Source organism: Prochlorococcus sp. MIT 1323 (assembly GCF_047304905.1).
Lineage (GTDB): Bacteria > Cyanobacteriota > Cyanobacteriia > PCC-6307 > Cyanobiaceae > Prochlorococcus > Prochlorococcus marinus_D.
This window is the reverse complement of the sequence record NZ_CP138973.1, coordinates 141,652-160,493: the sequence shown is the minus strand read 5'-3', so window position 1 is coordinate 160,493 and position 18,842 is coordinate 141,652. Positions and strand designations below refer to the sequence as shown.

Here is an 18,842-nt window from a genome sequence, read left to right as displayed (position 1 = left end):
CATGGGGCCCTTGCCTAAGCTCTGACCTTGCCCTGAACGCAATCCAGCCAGGATGGCCCAGCTCTTCTACGACTCCGATGCCGATCTCGGCCTACTCAATGGCAAGACCGTCGCCATCATTGGCTATGGCTCTCAGGGCCATGCGCATGCCCTCAACCTCAAAGACAGCGGCGTAGACGTGGTTGTGGGCCTATATGAAGGCAGCCGCTCCGCCGAGAAGGCCCGCACCGATGGACTGGAAGTGCTCAGCGTCGCTGATGCCGCCGCCAAAGCGGACTGGATCATGGTGCTGCTGCCGGATGAATTCCAAAAAGACGTCTATGCAAAAGAGATCGCCCCGCATCTCAATGCGGGTAAGGTTCTGAGCTTTGCTCACGGCTTCAACATCCGCTTTGAGCTGATTCAGCCACCAGCTGATGTCGACGTGGTGATGATCGCTCCTAAGGGGCCCGGCCATACCGTGCGCTGGGAATATCAGAACGGGCAGGGCGTCCCAGCCCTATTCGCAATTGAACAAGATGCCTCCGGCCAAGCACGTGCACTGGCCATGGCCTACGCCAAGGGCATCGGCGGCACCCGAGCGGGCATCCTCGAAACCAACTTCAAGGAAGAAACCGAAACCGACTTGTTCGGCGAACAAGCCGTGCTCTGTGGCGGACTCTCAGAGCTCGTCAAAGCAGGCTTTGAAACCCTTGTAGAAGCTGGCTACCAGCCTGAGCTGGCCTACTTCGAATGCCTTCACGAGGTGAAGTTAATCGTGGATCTGATGGTGAAGGGCGGCCTCACTGCCATGCGTGATTCAATCTCCAACACTGCCGAATACGGCGACTACGTGAGTGGGCCAAGACTGATCAACGCTGATACCAAAGCTGAGATGAAGCGTATCCTCGCTGACATCCAAGACGGCACCTTCGCTAAAAACTTTGTTGCCGAATGCGAATCAGGCAAACCTGAGATGAAGAAGATTCGCGATCGCGATGCCGCCCATCCAATTGAGCAGGTCGGCAAAGGTCTCCGCGCCATGTTCAGCTGGCTGAAAACAGCCTGACCCTGGCCATTCTGCTAGTCATCACTGCAGCAGGTCTCGACCTGCTGATCGGTGATCCGCGCTGGTGTCCACATCCCGTTGAGTTGATGGGATCTGTGATCAAACATCTGCGTCATCTTGCCGAAGCGATCGCCGGGAATCGCCCTGTGCTGCTGCGTGTTAGCGGCGTTCTGATCACCGCTGTGCTGATCAGCGGCAGCGGTGCACTGGGTTGGGCCATCGAACGCCTCGCCCTGCAGGAAGGCATCGCCCAAGCCTGGCTCGGGATCCCCATGCTGGTGATCGCTCTGGCCAGTGCCCTCGCCGCCGGCAGCCTCCGCCACAGCATCTTGAAGGTGTTGAAGGCGCTGCCCACAGACGCAGGAGGAGACCTGTCTATCGCCCGTTTGCAGCTGAGCTGGATCGTGGGACGCGATGTAACCCAGTTGAATGAGCAGGAGATTCTGCGGGCTACCGCTGAAAGCGCTGCCGAAAACGCCGTGGATGGCGTGTTTGCACCGCTATTTTGGATGTTGATCGGTGCTGGCCTCTGGCATGTCTCCAATGCATGGCCAGGCCCTCTAGCACTGGCCTGGAGCTTCAAGGCCTCCAGCACCCTTGATTCGATGCTGGGCTATCGGCAGGGAACGCTGCAATGGCTGGGCACTGCCGGAGCACGACTCGATGATCTCCTTACCTGGCTCCCCTGCCGCCTGGTGATGCTCACCCTTCCTCTAATCAGCAAGCCTTGGCGCCAGTTGCCTGCTCTGGTGATGGCAGCAGAACAGGACGGAGCCTTGGATCACTCCCCCAACGCCGGACGGTCCGAAGCGATCTATGCCCACTGTGCCGGGGTGCGAATGGGCGGACGCAACCGATACGGCAACCGATGGGTGGACAAACCCTTGCTGGCAATCGATCAACCGCCAGCAGACCCAGATGCTCTGCAGCGCATCCTGGCACTCACCAGTTGGCTTGAACTGGTCTGGATCATGATTGCGCTGGTTCTGCTCTAACCAAGCCAATGCGAATGATCACCATCACCGCCACAGCTCTGCTGCTGCGGTCGGTGCAGATCCCTGCTCAGGCAAAAAACACCAGAACCTTCAGCGGTTCCAATCCCGCCGAAGTGGAGAAGAACGCTCGTAAGGCTGGTTACAGCTATCCGGAAAGCGAGATGATGTGTTCAGCTCGTTGCAACCAACGCTGGGCACGAAACTGACCCCTTCTCCTCAGTAGGCACCGCGATCCATAGGCAGCAACAGAACACCAAAGGTGCGCAGAATAATCGCTAAGTCCAACATGAATGAGCGCCCCCGGGCATAAGCAAGGTCAAGGCGAACCCGCTTGGCATAGCTGAGATTGTTGCGACCACTCACCTGCCACAGACCAGTCAGCCCAGGGCGTACAGATGCAACTTCATGCATAAACTCCCCATAGCGTTCAAGTTCTTTATCAACGATTGGTCTGGGACCAACCAAACTCATTTCACCCCGCAGCACATTCAAAAACTGAGGCAGTTCATCAAGACTGGAACGACGCAAAAATCGACCAATTGGTGTGATCCGAGGATCCTTACGAATCTTAAAATCACGCTCAAACTCAGCCCTCATCGAAGCAGATTTAATAAGCAAATTTGCAAGGATGTCGTCGGCATCTGCTCTCATCGTGCGGAACTTGATACAGCCAAAGTGTCGATAATCACGACCTACTCGTTGCTGCACATAAAAAACAGGCCCAGGTGAGCTGAGTTTGACCAGCAACGCCAAAAGCAGAAAGACAGGAGAGCCGAGGCTGATCACAGCGAGGGAAAACACCACATCTCCAGATCGTTTAATCGATCTCCCCAAGCGACTCTGCTGACCAATCAAGGCATTCGCAGGCAACGTTGAGGCTGGAGCTGAAAGCACCTCAAGATGACGACGAGAAGCCCCTCGGCCCAGGGCTCTACTACCCCCCTGAAACACAAAGCGCATGGAGGCCAATCTCATGATCTCTCCAAGCGGCTCTCCTACTCAAGATCAGGATCGAAACTCTAAAAGCTCCACAGGGTCACTCGCCGCAACGGCACAGGCCTGCTGATGTTGTTGCCAGGCCTGACGCAGTGCAGTCTCAAAACGCGACGCAAAAGCTTCCGGACGGAATTGTTCTGCGCGAAGGCGTACGACTTCAGGGGTCAACTGCTGCCAAAGCTGACGTTCCTCAAACCAGGCAACCGCCTGCGCGACTGATGCGACTGTCTGTTCAGGGAACAAGACCCCTGTTGGGTAAGGCCTTCCCGCCGCCGCACAACGCACGGTATCGAGTAAGCCACCCCTCCCCAAGCCAATCACTGGGGCCCCCGCTGCCATGGCTTCCACTGGTGCAATTCCAAAGTCCTCCAAAGCGGCATAAACGAAGGCTCGGCAACTTGCCATCAAGGCCTCAACCTGCGCCTGGGTTTGACGACCTAGCAACTGCACTGTGGGACCTGCCAACTCTTCTAGGAATGTCCGCTCCGGTCCATCGCCAACCACCAACAATGGCAAGCGCAATCGATTGAAGGCCTCAATCACAAGATCCACTCGCTTGTAAGGGACAAGGCGACAAACACAGAGGTACACATCATTGCGAGGCTGATCCCAGCGGAAGCGATCCACCTTGACCGGTGGATGCACCACCTCTGCTTCACGCCCCCAGAAGCAAGCAATCCGCCGCGCTGTAAAGCGGGAGTTGGCCAACAGATGATTCACGCGTGCACCACTGAGCTGATCCCACTGCCTGAGAACATGCAATTGCCAACGGATCAACGGCCCTAAACCGCTTTGTGCCAAGGCCGAGCGACGCAAATAGGCATGCATCTGATCCCATGCATAACGAACGGGAGTGTGCACGTAGCTCACATGGAGCTGCTCAGGAGAGGTGAGTACCCCCTTGGCCACAAGATGGCTGCTGCTGATGACCAAGGGGTAATCACCCACATCTAACTGCTCAATCGCAAGGGGCAATAAGGGCAGGTATTGCTGCACATGGCTCACCCCCCAGGGGAGATGTTGAATCGGACTGGTCTTAATGGCGCGACCTTCCAGCCAGCTTCCTGGCCTAAGGCTTTCTCCATCAACCAGAGCTGCCAAGTCTGGTTGACAGCCCAATCTGAGCAACAGAGCATCGATAGATTGCACGACCTGCTCAGCACCCCCCACGGCACGGGGCGTGAACCACTCATGCACCAAAGCAATCCGTTTGGGCAAGTCTTCTGGGGCCTTGCCAGCCATAGCGGATTGATCCTCAGTTCATCACGAAGTCTCTCAGCCGATTGCAGCAAGAGTGCTGCATTCCGAAGCTGGGTTAAGCCCACATAAAGCATGCCGATCAATTCCCTCCTTGAAGATGCCCTCAATCAACCTGCGATTGGTGAAACTGGGCGCTTTCGCTGGCATGCCACTCCTGTGGGCATTGCAGCTTTATGTAGACAACAAAATGCCCCACTCACCCCCCCCTTTGAAGATGCACTACAAGAAGCTCTTCAAGTCGGTTTGGACCTAAGTCGCGAAGAGAGAGAATTCCACCAAGTCAGCCAAGGCCTTGTGCTTCTGTTTCACTCCTGAATTCCAGGCCTAGTCAGCAACTCCCGCAAGGCTCGATAATGGAAGCACGATGCTCTGCCAAGCCACTGGCTCAATTACATGCCTTGGCAGTTCTGGATCGATCGCGGCGGAACCTTCACAGATCTTGTCGGAATCAATCCCGCTGGAGAATGCATTGTCCGCAAGGTGCTCTCGGAACAGCCAGACCAGCCTGGTGATCCAGCCGTCCGAGCGATCCGGGAGGTGTTGGAGCTCAAAGCAGGACAACCAATTCCCATCGGCTTGATTGAAGAAGTGCGCCTCGGAACCACCGTGGCCACCAATGCTTTGCTTGAAAATGCAGGAGAAGCGGTTCTTCTCTTCTGCAATCGTGGTTTCAGAGATCTGCTCCGCATCGGCGATCAGCATCGGCCTGAATTATTTGCTCTACAGGTCCGCCGCAGGCCCTTCCTGGCACGAGCCGTGATCGAGGTACCAGGCCGCCTCGATGCCAAGGGGCAAGAAATCGAACCGATCAGCTTCGATGCAGCCATAGAAGATGAAGTGCGGCGGCATGCCAAGGCAGGCTTGAAAAGCTGCGCCATTGCTCTCCTACATGCCTACCGCAACCCCGAACACGAACTGCACTTGCAGGACTGGTTAAATCAGCAGGGATTTAACTCCGTGGTTTGCTCCCATCAGGTTTGCCCCCTGCCACGCCTGGTACCCAGAGGACAAACCACCCTGGTGGAAGCAACTGTTTCACCAGTACTTTTCAAGTATCTAAACCAAGTCCGCAAGGAGCTCGGACCGTCAACACGTCTACGCATGATGGGCTCAAGCGGTGCATTGCTGACACCTAAATGGTTACTCGCTAAAGACACAATTCTCTCCGGACCGGCAGGAGGGATGGTTGGTGCTGTCGCCGCAGCACGAGCATCAGGCCTCGCACAACAACCTCTACTGGGCTTCGACATGGGCGGAACCTCCACCGATGTGTTTCATGTTCCTGCCGGGCAACAAGAGGAAGATTGGCAACGCAGCCCTGAAACAGAGGTGGCTGGCCAGCGCTTAATGGCGCAGAGGTTACCAATCCACACCGTGGCAGCAGGAGGTGGATCAATCATCAGCAGTGATGGCAAACGGCTACAGGTTGGGCCTCGCTCAGCTGGTGCTGACCCCGGACCAGCCTGTTACCGCCGTGGCGGTCCACTAACGATCACGGATGCCAATCTCTTGCTGGGTCGCCTACAGGTGAACGAATTTCCAGCGCTATTCGGCCCATCGGCTAACCAGCCCCCAGACCTATCAGTTGTGCAAAAGCGCTTTAGACAACTAGCGCAGACGATCGGCAGCACACCAGAAGACAGCGCAGAAGGTGCCTTGGCAATCGCTATCGAACGCATGGCTGATGCAATCCGACAGGTCTCGTTACTTCGCGGTCATGACATCCGTGGAGGCGTGCTTGTGGCCTTCGGAGGGGCCAGTGGGCAACATGCCTGCCGGCTAGCAACTCAGCTAGGACTGAAGCGAGTGCTGCTTCACCCCTTAGCGGGCGTGCTCTCAGCCCATGGGATGGGCCATGCCCGTCAACGTCAATTACGCGAAAGGTCTGTGCGTGAAGCCCTTAACGAAGACCTATTGGACAAACTTCAGCAGCTCATCAAGCTGGAACAAACGCAAGCAGAACAACTCCTACAGGAATCAGGAGACCTTTCAAGTGCTGTTGATTCAGCTCCACCAAAGCGTTGGGCCCGCATAGAACTGCGCTACGCATCCAGCGAACAAGGCTTGACGCTGTCGCTGAAGCCAACAACTTGCATCACGGATATACAAAAAGCATTCGAGGTCGCCCACCAACAGCGCTTTAGCTATATCCCCCCTCATAATCAGCCTTTAGTGGTGGAAAGGCTCGAAGTCGCAGTAGTAGCACCCGCATCCCCAAGCGATCAAGGCCTATCAACTCGAGGTGACGTCCAACTACATACGCCTCCACCACGGGGCGAGCATCAACATGCTGAGGTGCATTGGCCAAATCTTGGCTGGCAGCAGGTGCCCCTCCATCATCGCGATCGTCTGATAGCAGGGTCTGTACTAGAAGGGCCAGCGCTGATCTTAGAAGCTACAGGTTGCATCGTGCTAGAGCCCGGTTGGCGAGCAAGCATGGATCAACAAGGAGCTCTTGTACTCGATGCCATCGCTGCAGATTCAGTGATTAACAGACACCCTGTAGCACTCGCCAAACAAAAGCCAGATCCAGTGTTACTGGAGTTATTCCATCACCGCTTCATGGCCATCGCCGAACAGATGGGAGAACGACTACGGCAAACTAGTCGTTCAGTGAACATCCGCGAACGACTGGATTTCTCTTGCGCCTTATTCGATCACCAGGGTGCACTCGTCGCCAATGCCCCTCACATTCCGGTTCACCTTGGCTCGATGGGTGAATCAGTCGCCGATCTTCTGGCACAGATTACCGCTGGCGAACGCGGACCACTGCGCCCAGGCGAGACAGTACTCAGCAACGATCCCTTCCATGGCGGCACCCATCTGCCGGATATCACAGCGATCACGCCTGTGTTCACCACAAGCGACAAACCAAGCTATTTTGTCGCCTGTCGTGGGCATCATGCCGATGTAGGTGGACTCACGCCCGGTTCGATGCCGCCCTTTAGTCGCAGCATCAAAGACGAAGGACTTCTCCTCCGTAACGTGTCTTTTGTGATCGATGGTCACCACGACCGCAAGAGCTGGGAGAAAAGGCTTCACAACGGCAACATGCCACCACGAAACCCAACCGAATTACTCGCCGATCTACAAGCGCAAGTCGCCGCCAATCAGTTAGGCGTTCAAGAGCTGACGGCTCTTGTCGCCAGCACAGGTGATCGACAAGTCAACAGATACATGTCCTATGTACAGGCCAATGCGGCCGAAGCAGTGCGCAAGGTGATCCCAACATTGAACAATCGCGCCTTCTCAGTAGAGCTCGACAATGGCGCAAAGCTTTGCCTGCAGATCTCAATTGATAAGCATCAGCGCACAGCAAAGGTTGATTTCACTGGCACCTCAGCCCAGGGCTCTGACAATTTCCAAGCACCGCTGGCCGTAACAAAAGCAGCGGTGCTTTATGTCTTCCGCTGTTTAGTGAAGGAGACGATCCCACTCAACGCCGGTTGCTTTGAACCGCTTGAACTGATCGTTCCCAATGGCTGCTTGCTCAACCCGCACCCACCTGCAGCAGTCGTAGCAGGAAATGTGGAAACCTCCCAAGCACTCTGCAATCTATTGTTCGCTGCCCTAGGGGTTATGGCAGCAAGCCAGGGCACGATGAATAATCTCAGCTTCGGCGACAGCGAACATCAGTATTACGAAACGGTTGGCGGCGGCAGCGGTGCTGGCAAAGGGTTTGATGGTGCTGATGGCATACAGACGCATATGACCAATTCCCGCCTCACGGATCCAGAGATCCTTGAGCAGCGCTATCCAGTACGGCTGGAGCTCTTTGCGTTAAGGCATGGCAGTGGCGGCCTTGGGCGATGGCATGGTGGTGATGGGCTACTGAGACAATTTCGATTCCTAGCGCCAATGACAGCATCGATTCTCTCTGGATCCAGACGGATTGCACCATTCGGGCTATCAGGCGGCCTGCCGGGGGTGTTAGGAGCAAACCAACTTGAACACGTCAATGGAACAAGAGAGCCGCTGAAAGGATGCGCAACGATCAACGTCGAAGCCGGAGAGGCGTTGCTGATCTGCACCCCAGGCGGTGGAGGCTACGGCACACCGCGTGATTAACCCTCATTAGCGATTCATCAACTCATCCACCTGTCGCTGATCTGTATGAACCAACCAATTAACTAGTACAGGTCAGAAGCAAACACTTAGCGAAGTGATCACCAACCGGTCAGAACCAATCAGAATCAGATGCCTGATCGGGATCATTCTGCTGAGATTCACTACGGCGGCGTAAAAACTGTCCACGACCACTGTCCAACCATCCAGCGCCAGAATCATTACTCAACCGCCTGGTGCGACCGGAACGACCATCCCCCTGAAGAGTCTCCGAGCCACTGCCAAAGCTGGGGTTGGGATGATTTGAAATTGCACGCTGATACATCTGCTCGTGCATTCCGTCATCACCAAAATCAGCAACAGACGAAGTCGGAGAAAAAGGTTGGGAGGCGACGTCTTGCTCCTGGCGGAAAGAGCTATATGAGCGATCAGAACTCTGCTCTGAAGGATCGCTCTGCGGAACATAGACCGGTTCTGAAAACGCTAGTGAGAGCCAACCTCCCTTAGGAAGCTGATAGCCCAGCTCAAGGAGATAGTCACGGCCACCCATCGGCACTGGAAGGAACCACTCATGAGCCTTGCTATCGACAAGAATTTCTTTGATGGCATGGGTACTTATCAAGGCATCGGCGTGGCTGTAGAGATCGACCAGCCGCAGACATAGGGCTTTTGCATTTGATTTTTTTGCCCGTTGCTGATCGGCTTTGCTGATGCTCCAGCTGCAGCGTGCCCACTTTGAGTCTTTGGGCTGCAGTGAAACATGGCTGAAATCCTGGGCCCTATCCTCGGTCCGGCTGGGCTGCTTAGCAGAAGCCTGTGGCGTGGCCTTGGACGCACCCCTTGGTTTAGCGACAAAGGCTTGAAAGCGTTGCTGGATTCCCTGAACCAGGCTAGAAACCCCTTTATTAGTGGACTTTTCTTTGCCTGTCACAGCAAGGTCAGTAGAAATCAAGTCAAATCATTTAGGCCATTTTTGGCTTGATAAAAGCTTTTGCCAGAATCTCCTGACAAAGCAAGGAAGACACAGAACAGCGACTACGAGCTTTTAGCCGATCAAAAGAGAGAGTGGGGGCTGGGCAATAAAACAGTAAGAATAGCGAGGCTGAGGCAACTATAATAACTTGATGAGTGTGAATTTCTTCCCAAATCGGTCCACAATATGATTTCATAAGTCTGTCAAGTGCTGAACAAGAACCAAAGAGCAAATAGAAGCAGGATTGTAAAACTAAAACAAAAAATAGTGAAGCAAGAAGTCAAATACAGAACAAAAAACAGTTAATCAAGGAAAAGCTACGACAAGAGTAATTGACAAAATTGGAACCTGGCCAAATCGAAAGGAAAAACATTGAAGGAATAAATATAAAAGAAAAGAGGCTGAAAGAGTAGAGGCAAAAGAGAGGTGTAAAATTTCAAACTGGATACAAAGAAGGGTGAGGGAGGAGCATAAAAACAGAGGAGCATAAAAACATAAGACATTCCCTGAAAAAAGAGAATATTACAAAAACAAGTAAACATAAAGAGAATAGAATTTATACATGAACAGATTTTGGTAGTATGAAAAGGAATCAACCGTCATAGTGGACTAATCCGAAATACTCATTTTACAAATTGAGGCGCTATACCAAGAGGGCCTCTATTCGGATGTCGTGTCATTTGCAGGCAGAACAGATGAGTTCGAGAATAATTCTCGTACTTACCACCAAATTGTATATTGTTGCGCCTTAACGAATAAGGGAAGCAAAATTAATTACCTACACCCCCTTTACCTTTAATTCCATTATCTAAATACTTTAACCATCACATACCATTCTCGATTGCAATCATCATAAAGGAATGTAATCTTGTCTATTTAAACCAGTTGCAAGCAACTAGTTCTATTAAGCGAATACTTCACCACATCCAATGCAAGCAAAGTATGCATATATATGGAAAAACTATAATTTACTCCTCTTTACTCTAAACCAGTCTCTCTGCAAAAGTTCGTCTATACTGCGCGGATGAATTTAAGCACATTCATCACTATAGGGTTTCATCTTAGATTCTTATTGTAAATGAGAAGCGGTAAATACTTTTGCATTGTTCATGACCTTCCTCTACAAGAAAAGCATTTTTGCAATTATATTGGACAAATAGATTCCGACTAATATGACTTCAACTAACTTGCAAATCAACACGGTACTAATACCGATCAATTAAATCAGGGCTCGAATAATAAGTGTATAAACAGAAATCTGTGCCAACTTGAAGCTCAAGGCATGAAAACACATAATCAAAAAAATAGAGAATTAAAACCATTCTATTGAGGTAGATTCGTTCCTCTTATTTGAATGCTTAGAAGAAGTATAAGCTAAAAATATAAAACGACCACGCATTACGTGGTGATGTCAAGCAATAAGCACAAAGAACATCATTACCTTCTAGATGTATAATGACAATTATACATCGTATAAAGAACATAGCCATTAGTAGTTACAAACTGCCATTAGAAACACTGGATAAAATCAAAAGATGATCTTTACCGGCGAAGAATCCAGGACTGGCCAAGAAAATCTACCTTACCTCCGTAGATCTTGTGAATCTCTTCCAAAGCCTCTTGCAAAGGGAATTGACCATTCTCATCCTTCCACATAAAATCATCACCACATAAAATGCTAAAAGGAAACAATTCGAGTGCAATTTTCAAATCCACGCCATTCTTATTTGCATCGTAATAAATAATATCTGGATAAATACCTCTAAGATGAAGCTGGAACAACAAATATGGCGATCGACCGCGTATGGGCAATATATTTTCATAGTCATTGAGTAATGTTTTTATATAATAATATATGCCCATGGCCTTTAAATCTTCGATCATCTCGAAATACTCGTCATGGGAGAAACCTTTAACCATCGAGCTACGTATAGGACAGAGTCTAATTTCAGATAGGTATTCACTTAGATCATCAATCCATGGATCAACAGTGATGACATCAATGTGATCTACAACTTGACTCCACCTTATAGATGAAGCTCCCATAAAGCTCCCAAATTCCACAAAAAGAAGTCTAGATTGCTTAATGCTTTCATCCGCAATCAAAGCCTCTATAATCTCTCTACCAGATCTACTACCTGCTAATTCAACACAAAGAAGTGTCTTTTTATATTGCTTCAGTTGCAACGGTTCACACATGTCAATCCTAAGCTTCTTGAGGGCTGCAGACCTTGCGGTTGAATCCTTAAAAGAAACGTCAAGTGATTCAAGCTTTTTCGTTTCCTTTAATAGCAATAAAGACATTTCATCCTGAACTCCTTTAAATAATTTGCGATATTGCTCTTTACGGGGATCCATAATCCTTTTTATTAATTATACAGCAAGCTTTTCTACTTTTAACCTATTCGTCATGCTATAATACTTGGCAGATTAGTTAAATTGTACACTTCAGCGTATCTAAGGAAAAGAAAGACTTTGGAAGGATTGCTGCAGATAGTACATTACGATATTCCAAAGAAGTATTGAAGACAAATACCAGCAATATCTTTATACCCTGTTGAAACTTTTGACGCTCTTAAGCCGCAAGAAATAAACTGATGACATGACACTCATACTCTTCTGATGACTAACCTCCAGAGAGAAGACCTATACCATCAAGTGAATTGCGGTCTTCACAGATGATCATCTCTTGATCACACCCTGCTCCATATGAAGATGCGGTTTCTTTATCTAGAAAAGCACAGGTGTCAAAATCTGATCGCACTGGGACATCTCTTATTGACAAAAAATCAATCTGCTGAGCAATTAAAAACAAAGCTAAATATGGAAGAAGTAATCGAATCTTACCCTAATAAAAAGATGTTCTCCTCAGAGTATTGAATGGTTAAGACTTTGTCCATCAGCGCAGAAAACCGAATTAAAATTATAACAACTCTATTCCATATTTAAGAGGATCCTGGCTTTGACTTGCGATGAAAACCGTATTTTGTTTGCCCTTTTCCAAACACATTGTGAATTGATGAAAGCTCACTTCTTGTGATAAGAAAATATTCTTTTTTTTTCAGCTTTTAACTATTACAGAGTGGATCCCTTTCGTCTTATTTAGCCCGGGCGCTCTGAGACGTCAAGAGACTTCCATAGAACACCACACCGCGTGATTAACCCTCATTAGCGATTCATCAACTCATCCACCTGTCGCTGATCTGTATGAACCAACCAATTAACTAGTACAGGTCAGAAGCAAACACTTAGCGAAGTGATCACCAACCGGTCAGAACCAATCAGAATCAGATGCCTGATCGGGATCATTCTGCTGAGATTCACTACGGCGGCGTAAAAACTGTCCACGACCACTGTCCAACCATCCAGCGCCAGAATCATTACTCAACCGCCTGGTGCGACCGGAACGACCATCCCCCTGAAGAGTCTCCGAGCCACTGCCAAAGCTGGGGTTGGGATGATTTGAAATTGCACGCTGATACATCTGCTCGTGCATTCCGTCATCACCAAAATCAGCAACAGACGAAGTCGGAGAAAAAGGTTGGGAGGCGACGTCTTGCTCCTGGCGGAAAGAGCTATATGAGCGATCAGAACTCTGCTCTGAAGGATCGCTCTGCGGAACATAGACCGGTTCTGAAAACGCTAGTGAGAGCCAACCTCCCTTAGGAAGCTGATAGCCCAGCTCAAGGAGATAGTCACGGCCACCCATCGGCACTGGAAGGAACCACTCATGAGCCTTGCTATCGACAAGAATTTCTTTGATGGCATGGGTACTTATCAAGGCATCGGCGTGGCTGTAGAGATCGACCAGCCGCAGACATAGGGCTTTTGCATTTGATTTTTTTGCCCGTTGCTGATCGGCTTTGCTGATGCTCCAGCTGCAGCGTGCCCACTTTGAGTCTTTGGGCTGCAGTGAAACATGGCTGAAATCCTGGGCCCTATCCTCGGTCCGGCTGGGCTGCTTAGCAGAAGCCTGTGGCGTGGCCTTGGACGCACCCCTTGGTTTAGCGACAAAGGCTTGAAAGCGTTGCTGGATTCCCTGAACCAGGCTAGAAACCCCTTTATTAGTGGACTTTTCTTTGCCTGTCACAGGAAGGTCAGTAGAAATCAAGTCAAATCATTTAGGCCATTTTTGGCTTGATAAAAGCTTTTGCCAGAATCTCCTGACATACGCAGAACAAACCTCGGCTGGAACAAAAGCTAAGAGCCCAGCAGCAATCAAAACCTTTTGATCGTGCCGGTCTCTAGCAAACACTGCTGAACAGCCAAAAAGTTGAGAGGGCGTCCTCGCACTTAGGGAGACGAGAGAACAAAGGGGGATCTATGCCAAGAATTGGCTCTAAGTGGTTCAAAAATTCATGCACACTGAACCATCTCTGCCAAGCCTCTTTCACTAAAGATTGATTTCAGAAAAAAAATAGTGGAAACAAAACTATTTTGAATCCTATTGATTAGTACTAGAGGCCCTCTTCTTAGTCAGACCAGCGACACTAGCAAGTACAAACATCCCAAGTAGAGCAGCTCCAAGCATCAAACCAGCCCCCTGACTTACTCCAGCACCGACAGCGACAATGATGGAATCACTAATCAAGAGACTTACAATTAATGCTGGAGTAAAAAGACGCCAACGTGTTCCACCTATGCCAATGGCGTAGCTCAGGAAATCGAAAAGTCCGGTCATTAAGAGTCCGGTCATCAAGAAAAAGTTTCCTTCCAGTTGATTTTGATTGAAACCTTCGATTCTCTTCATTGCTTTCACTCCAACCAAGCGGCGAACAGGCTCTCTTCCATAGTTTCTAGCTATAAAAAATGCTGCTTGGCAAAAGATAAGATCAGCTAAAACAATTGTTACATATCCTGTTTTAAACCCCAATAGAGAACCAGCTAAAAGTGAATATGCAGAGCTAGGCAAAGCAGGCAAAATAATACTAATCCCTCGAAGTAGCATTATTCCCAAAGGAGCCCAGATGCCCATACTTTCCACAGCATTACGAAGCGGCTCAATGCCATACGTCTGTATGAGATAAACCAGAACAACAAATGCTCCTAGCCAAAATGCAATCAGGAAAAACTTACGCAATTTAGTCATGTTGAATACCCCGAGCAATTTTCATATTTTGCACCAGAGGCGAACAATCAAGCAACGGAGAGGGTGGGATTCGAACCCACGGACGGTTGCCCGTCAAACGATTTCGAGTCGTTCGCTTTCGACCACTCAGCCACCTCTCCAAACGCCCGCTAAGACGCAAGGCAACTTTAAAACGCTGAGGCCACCATGCTGAAGGAGCCGCTGGCTCTACCACTGACCCAAAGCCGCCCTGCAGTGTGTTGTAGCAACCATCGCCGCTCAAAAGAGGTTGGGACAAAGCCAAGCCATACCCCTGTCAAACCCTCTGATTTGACTAAAGGTTGACGCTCCACGCCATCCAAACCCTGACGATCACGCCAACTCCAATAGGCCTGACGCGTTGGCAGCAGATGCCAACGCAAACGACCAGCTCGCAACTGCAAACTCTGCTCTGCCGCAACGATTGGTCTCACCTCCAGGCCAGGACTGACTAACAGCTGTCCAACCTGCAAAGGCATCACACCCTGATGCTCAGCCAGCACGGTATGGGCCAGATTTCGCCAACAAGACGCCGCCTCACTGGCAACCGGATCCAAGACCATCGCCCAATCAAGACGGGCATGGCCAAACGCTTCACTCAGCCGACGAGCCTGCCAACAGCTACGACCATCTCCATGCGTACTAACCAAAACCGCCCGCCCACGATGCCTAGCTAGCAACCATTGACGGCTGCGCTGATGCACCACCACGAGTCCATCGCCCATCTGTACAACAGCCTGCGATAACGAACAAACCAACAACGCAACCACTGCCCAGTGACGCCAGTGACGCAATCCCGTTACCAACCAAGGCAGCAATCCCAACACCAACAACAACACCAACCAAGGCTGGGGATGACCGGTGAACAACTGCGCCATTGGCCAAGTGCAGATCCAACGCACCAGAGCAATCAACAACCCAGCCAACTGCTGGATCGGCCAAATGATCCAATTCAGCAATGGAGTCAGCAAGCCAGCAGGCAAGAGCAAACACAACCAGGCCAACGCCATCGCTGAAAGGGTGAGCATCACCAACAAAGGAGCAGCCAGCAGATTCGCCACTAGGGCATAGACAGGAGTGGATCCAAAATGAACAATCTGTAGTGGCAGCGTCCAGACGATTGCGGCCAAAGGAACAGCCAGCGCCGGTGCCAACCCTCGAAGCCATGTAGGTAAACGCTTAGATAGAGCCTGCTCTAGAGGCCCTGCTGTGATGACCAATCCGGCAGTAGCTGCCGCACTCAATTGAAAACCAATCGATCGCGCCCAGGCGGGATTCACCAACAGCATCAGCACCAACGTCGCTAGTAACACACCTAGAGGACGACTGCGGCCTCAGCCTTCGTTGATCAACAACACCGTGCTACCCATCAACACAGCTCTCACAACCGACGGTTGTGGTCCGGCCAGCATCAAAAAGCTGATCAGTGCCGTTGCAGCAAACGTCAAACGAAAGGGGCTTTGCAGCAACCGAGCAATCCCCAGCGACGCTCCCAACAGCACAGAAAGATGAAAACCCGAGGCCGCCAAGGCATGGGAAAGGCAGCAACGCGGAAAGCCTTCACCAAATCAAGCGGCAGATCAACTTGGGCACGACCCAGCACCAAAGCCGCCAGCAATCCTCCCGAACGTGGACCTGCCAGTTGCTGTAAGCGCATGGCGACCACACGGCGAGCATCAGCGATGGGCGTCCAGGGACGTTGCAACACCTCAACCTGATCACCCCAGAATTGGCTCCAACTTCCCTGCTGTTGAAGCCGCTCCGCTGGCCCAGGCAATAGCAAATGAGGCCCTAGCGCCGGAGCGCGCAACTGACCATGCACACGGATTCGCCAAGCCTGCTGCAAAAGCTGAGGGCAAGGTCGTAGCTGAACTTCACTACGGCCATGGCGCGACAAGCCATTAATCCGGTTCACCGCCAACAAGGCACGACAACTATCAACCACAAACCTGCTATCACGAAGCAATCGGCTATCACTCAGCAGCCGACCTTCGAGGCTGCTTCGAAGCGGTAGGCGCGATGAACGATCAAAAGAACCGGCACTCGCCAACAAACGCACAGGATCCAAAGGTCCAGGCCTCGGCTGCCCCCACCAGCAAGCCCATGCCAACAACAATGGCAACATCAACGCCAATGCTGTAGCCCTGCTTTGTGTAATGCCAAGACGAATCAAGCAGAAACGAGCCGTGATCAGCAACACCACCACAACGACAACCATTGCCTGAGAAGGAAAGGGCTGGGCACCAAGCACTAGTGCTATCAGGGCCAAGCCTGCAACAAGCAAAGGCGAAGAAAACCCTCGCAAACAAACTCAAACGACTATCTCGAGAATTCCCCTCTCTACGCTTCGCAGTCTGCAGGGTTCGCGGAAGAGCCTTGCAAAGGATCTCCCTAAGAAGGGCTCTAGCCCTGAACCCACAAGCCTAAAACCCTATTTCCAACCAGATTGAGCCATCAACTTAATCGCCTTGGCATTATTCGCTCCGAGCTGGCTAATCGTGACCCGATCTGGGCGGAAAGTACCGAACTTTTTGAGTTCTAACGACGTGCCATAGCCATTCAACGGATGTTCATAGGTGGGGCCAGCCATGCCTTGACTGCCATCGGGTGAAGCAAGAAATTCAAGCAGCTGAATCGCCTCCTTCTTATTCTTTGCATACCTAGCCAACCCACCAGCACTGACATTGACGTGGGCGGGATCAGGTGTGATAACCGTGAGCTTATTAGCAAGAGACTTATCTTTCGATCCGCTCACACCAGCACGCATCCGCGCAACATAGTAGTGATTAACGATGCCAACGCCACAGATGCCTTGTGACACAGCACGAGCCAGGGAGACATCTCCTCCAAAGTAAGGCTGGGAAACGTTAGAGATCATTCCCTGCAACCAACTCTTGGTTGCCGCCTCACCGCGCAACACAAGCTGATCAGCGACTAAAGATTGGTTGTAGACGTTGTTGCGCTTGCGTAGACACACCTTCCCTTTCAGTGAGGGGCTAGCCAGATCGGCATAAGTGCGAATACTGCCAACGTTCACCTTCGATGGATTGGCAACAATCACCCGCACGCGACGGGTCAGGCCATACCAACGACCTTGCGGATCGCGATAGGCACTAGGGACTTCGCTATCCAATTTTGCTGAGCGCGAAGGTTGCAAAAGACCCTCTTTTGCCGCATTACTAATACGTGCTGCATCAACAAGGATGATCAAATCAGCCTGAGAGTTTGCCCCCTCTCGTTTAAGACGCTCTAACAATGAAATACCAGAAGATTCGATCAGCCGAACCTTGATCCCTGTTTGCCGAGAAAATTTCTTATAGATTTGACGATCAGTGTTGTAGTGCCGACCTGAATAAACACGTACTTCTCGAGCCTTCGCAACACCGTTTTGGCTCAATCCAGTGCCAAGGGCGAGAACGGCCGCCAAGCCTGCATACGTAAGACGCGCCTTCAAACCCATTGCCAACAAACCATTAACGTTGCAAGCCTCACCCTATTAAGAGCACTCAAACCCTCCTTGCGCATTCCATACCAGCTGCTGTAACAAATGATGCACTCACGGCTGGGGAGGAGCAACGCGCTGATGATGGGACTTTCTCAGCAATTCTTGTCATCTGCAATAGAACTAAAAGAAATGGTTACTTATGGGGCAAGAAAAGAGTTGGAATAGTGGCACGTCAAAACCACTCAGGGAGGAATGAAGCCCTGGTCTGAGCTGGTGAAGGATAGAAGGAAAATCTATGAAGCCGATCGCGACGGATCGAAGTGAGAAAAGTAGTATTAGTACCTACAGGATCATGGCCAGAAAACGTCCCCAGCCATGGAGTACCTGTTGGAAATATACAGATAACTACTCACAAACCAGCATCTGGAAGGGAATTAGAGGCGTAGCTAGAACAGTTACTTAACTGGGTTGGAACAATCAAGTTATCAGCAGGTGTATGTACCCTTTTCTAGAGTCTATCCAACATCCGAAGGTGGTACTACGGGGTAAAAATGGACCAACTACATACGACAAGAGCCTTCAGAGATTAATTTTATTTTCTGGTAGAAACCTCTATAAATGATTAGACTACCATCAGTGTATTTACACCTATAACTGAATCCAAAGAGACTAACGAAGAGGTCAACGAGGAACTCTCAAGTGATGAATTGAAGAGTGTTAGTGGTGGTTTATGGGATTGTCATATAAAGGGACGTAATCCTATGGACCCAACAGGTTCTGGTTCTGGCATAACACTCAAAGATTGGGATAATTCAAGACAGGGAGTTATGGACCCAGGAGATTTTCCTAATTAGACTTAGGTGAAACAAACCAAGACCTCATCAACTAATGAAATCATCACTATCCAAAAGAGATTGGATTTACATCGGTCTATTCCTTGTCTTGATTATCAC

The 18,842-nt window shown here is 50.5% G+C and carries 13 protein-coding genes, 1 tRNA gene and 1 pseudogene; 5 read left to right on the top strand and 10 right to left on the bottom strand.

Going from position 1 to position 18,842, the window contains the following annotated elements:
* The first annotated feature begins 52 nt into the window (after positions 1 to 52).
* From ilvC to SIB68_RS00675, 3 genes are read left to right on the top strand one after another with little or no spacing between them, the layout of a single operon-like run.
* On the top strand, positions 53 to 1,048 hold the full coding sequence (gene ilvC, locus SIB68_RS00685; protein WP_063399616.1) for a ketol-acid reductoisomerase: 996 nt from the start codon (positions 53 to 55) through the stop codon (positions 1,046 to 1,048).
* A gap of 2 nt (positions 1,049 to 1,050) precedes the next feature.
* Positions 1,051 to 2,043, top strand: coding sequence for an adenosylcobinamide-phosphate synthase CbiB (gene cbiB / locus SIB68_RS00680; RefSeq protein WP_413682004.1), 993 nt, complete (start codon positions 1,051 to 1,053; stop codon positions 2,041 to 2,043).
* An 8-nt stretch (positions 2,044 to 2,051) separates the two neighbouring features.
* Complete coding sequence (locus SIB68_RS00675) at positions 2,052 to 2,249, top strand: hypothetical protein (RefSeq protein WP_063399618.1); 198 nt, start codon at positions 2,052 to 2,054, stop codon at positions 2,247 to 2,249.
* Positions 2,250 to 2,259: 10 nt separating this feature from the next.
* On the opposite strand, the gene SIB68_RS00670 is transcribed toward SIB68_RS00675, so the two are convergent.
* Together SIB68_RS00670 and SIB68_RS00665 are read right to left on the bottom strand one after the other, a co-directional pair.
* Positions 2,260 to 3,018 (bottom strand): sugar transferase, encoded by a 759-nt coding sequence (locus SIB68_RS00670; protein ID WP_063399619.1) that lies wholly within the window; start codon positions 3,016 to 3,018, stop codon positions 2,260 to 2,262.
* Between the two features lie 30 nt (positions 3,019 to 3,048).
* On the bottom strand, positions 3,049 to 4,281 hold the full coding sequence (locus SIB68_RS00665) for a glycosyltransferase (protein ID WP_063399620.1): 1,233 nt from the start codon (positions 4,279 to 4,281) through the stop codon (positions 3,049 to 3,051).
* Between the two features lie 90 nt (positions 4,282 to 4,371).
* Between SIB68_RS00665 and SIB68_RS00660 the strand changes: the two genes are divergently transcribed.
* Both SIB68_RS00660 and SIB68_RS00655 read left to right on the top strand, forming a co-directional pair.
* Complete coding sequence (locus SIB68_RS00660) at positions 4,372 to 4,614, top strand: hypothetical protein (protein ID WP_011129688.1); 243 nt, start codon at positions 4,372 to 4,374, stop codon at positions 4,612 to 4,614.
* Positions 4,615 to 4,692: 78 nt separating this feature from the next.
* On the top strand, positions 4,693 to 8,367 hold the full coding sequence (locus SIB68_RS00655) for a hydantoinase B/oxoprolinase family protein (protein WP_063399621.1): 3,675 nt from the start codon (positions 4,693 to 4,695) through the stop codon (positions 8,365 to 8,367).
* A 109-nt stretch (positions 8,368 to 8,476) separates the two neighbouring features.
* Here the strand turns inward: SIB68_RS00655 and SIB68_RS00650 are convergent, their stop codons facing one another.
* From SIB68_RS00650 to SIB68_RS00615, 8 genes and pseudogenes are all read right to left on the bottom strand, one after another.
* Positions 8,477 to 9,316, bottom strand: coding sequence for a DUF4912 domain-containing protein (locus SIB68_RS00650; RefSeq protein ID WP_063399622.1), 840 nt, complete (start codon positions 9,314 to 9,316; stop codon positions 8,477 to 8,479).
* 1,563 nt (positions 9,317 to 10,879) lie between these two features.
* Positions 10,880 to 11,695, bottom strand: a complete 816-nt coding sequence (locus tag SIB68_RS00645; RefSeq protein WP_063399623.1) for a hypothetical protein — start codon at positions 11,693 to 11,695, stop codon at positions 10,880 to 10,882.
* A gap of 913 nt (positions 11,696 to 12,608) precedes the next feature.
* Positions 12,609 to 13,448 carry a DUF4912 domain-containing protein gene (locus SIB68_RS00640; protein WP_063399624.1) on the bottom strand — a complete coding sequence of 280 codons (840 nt, stop codon included), beginning with the start codon at positions 13,446 to 13,448 and terminating at the stop codon, positions 12,609 to 12,611.
* A gap of 333 nt (positions 13,449 to 13,781) precedes the next feature.
* Positions 13,782 to 14,426, bottom strand: coding sequence for a TVP38/TMEM64 family protein (locus SIB68_RS00635; protein WP_063399625.1), 645 nt, complete (start codon positions 14,424 to 14,426; stop codon positions 13,782 to 13,784).
* A gap of 55 nt (positions 14,427 to 14,481) precedes the next feature.
* Positions 14,482 to 14,566 (bottom strand) — tRNA-Ser (locus SIB68_RS00630).
* A 27-nt stretch (positions 14,567 to 14,593) separates the two neighbouring features.
* Positions 14,594 to 15,946 (bottom strand): annotated as a pseudogene (locus SIB68_RS00625) (ComEC/Rec2 family competence protein).
* Positions 15,889 to 16,749 (bottom strand): hypothetical protein, encoded by an 861-nt coding sequence (locus SIB68_RS00620; RefSeq protein WP_413681863.1) that lies wholly within the window; start codon positions 16,747 to 16,749, stop codon positions 15,889 to 15,891. The pseudogene SIB68_RS00625 and the gene SIB68_RS00620 overlap by 58 nt, the downstream one beginning before the upstream one ends.
* A gap of 126 nt (positions 16,750 to 16,875) precedes the next feature.
* Positions 16,876 to 17,904 carry a Fe(3+) ABC transporter substrate-binding protein gene (locus tag SIB68_RS00615; RefSeq protein WP_063399626.1) on the bottom strand — a complete coding sequence of 343 codons (1,029 nt, stop codon included), beginning with the start codon at positions 17,902 to 17,904 and terminating at the stop codon, positions 16,876 to 16,878.
* Positions 17,905 to 18,842 lie beyond the last annotated feature (938 nt).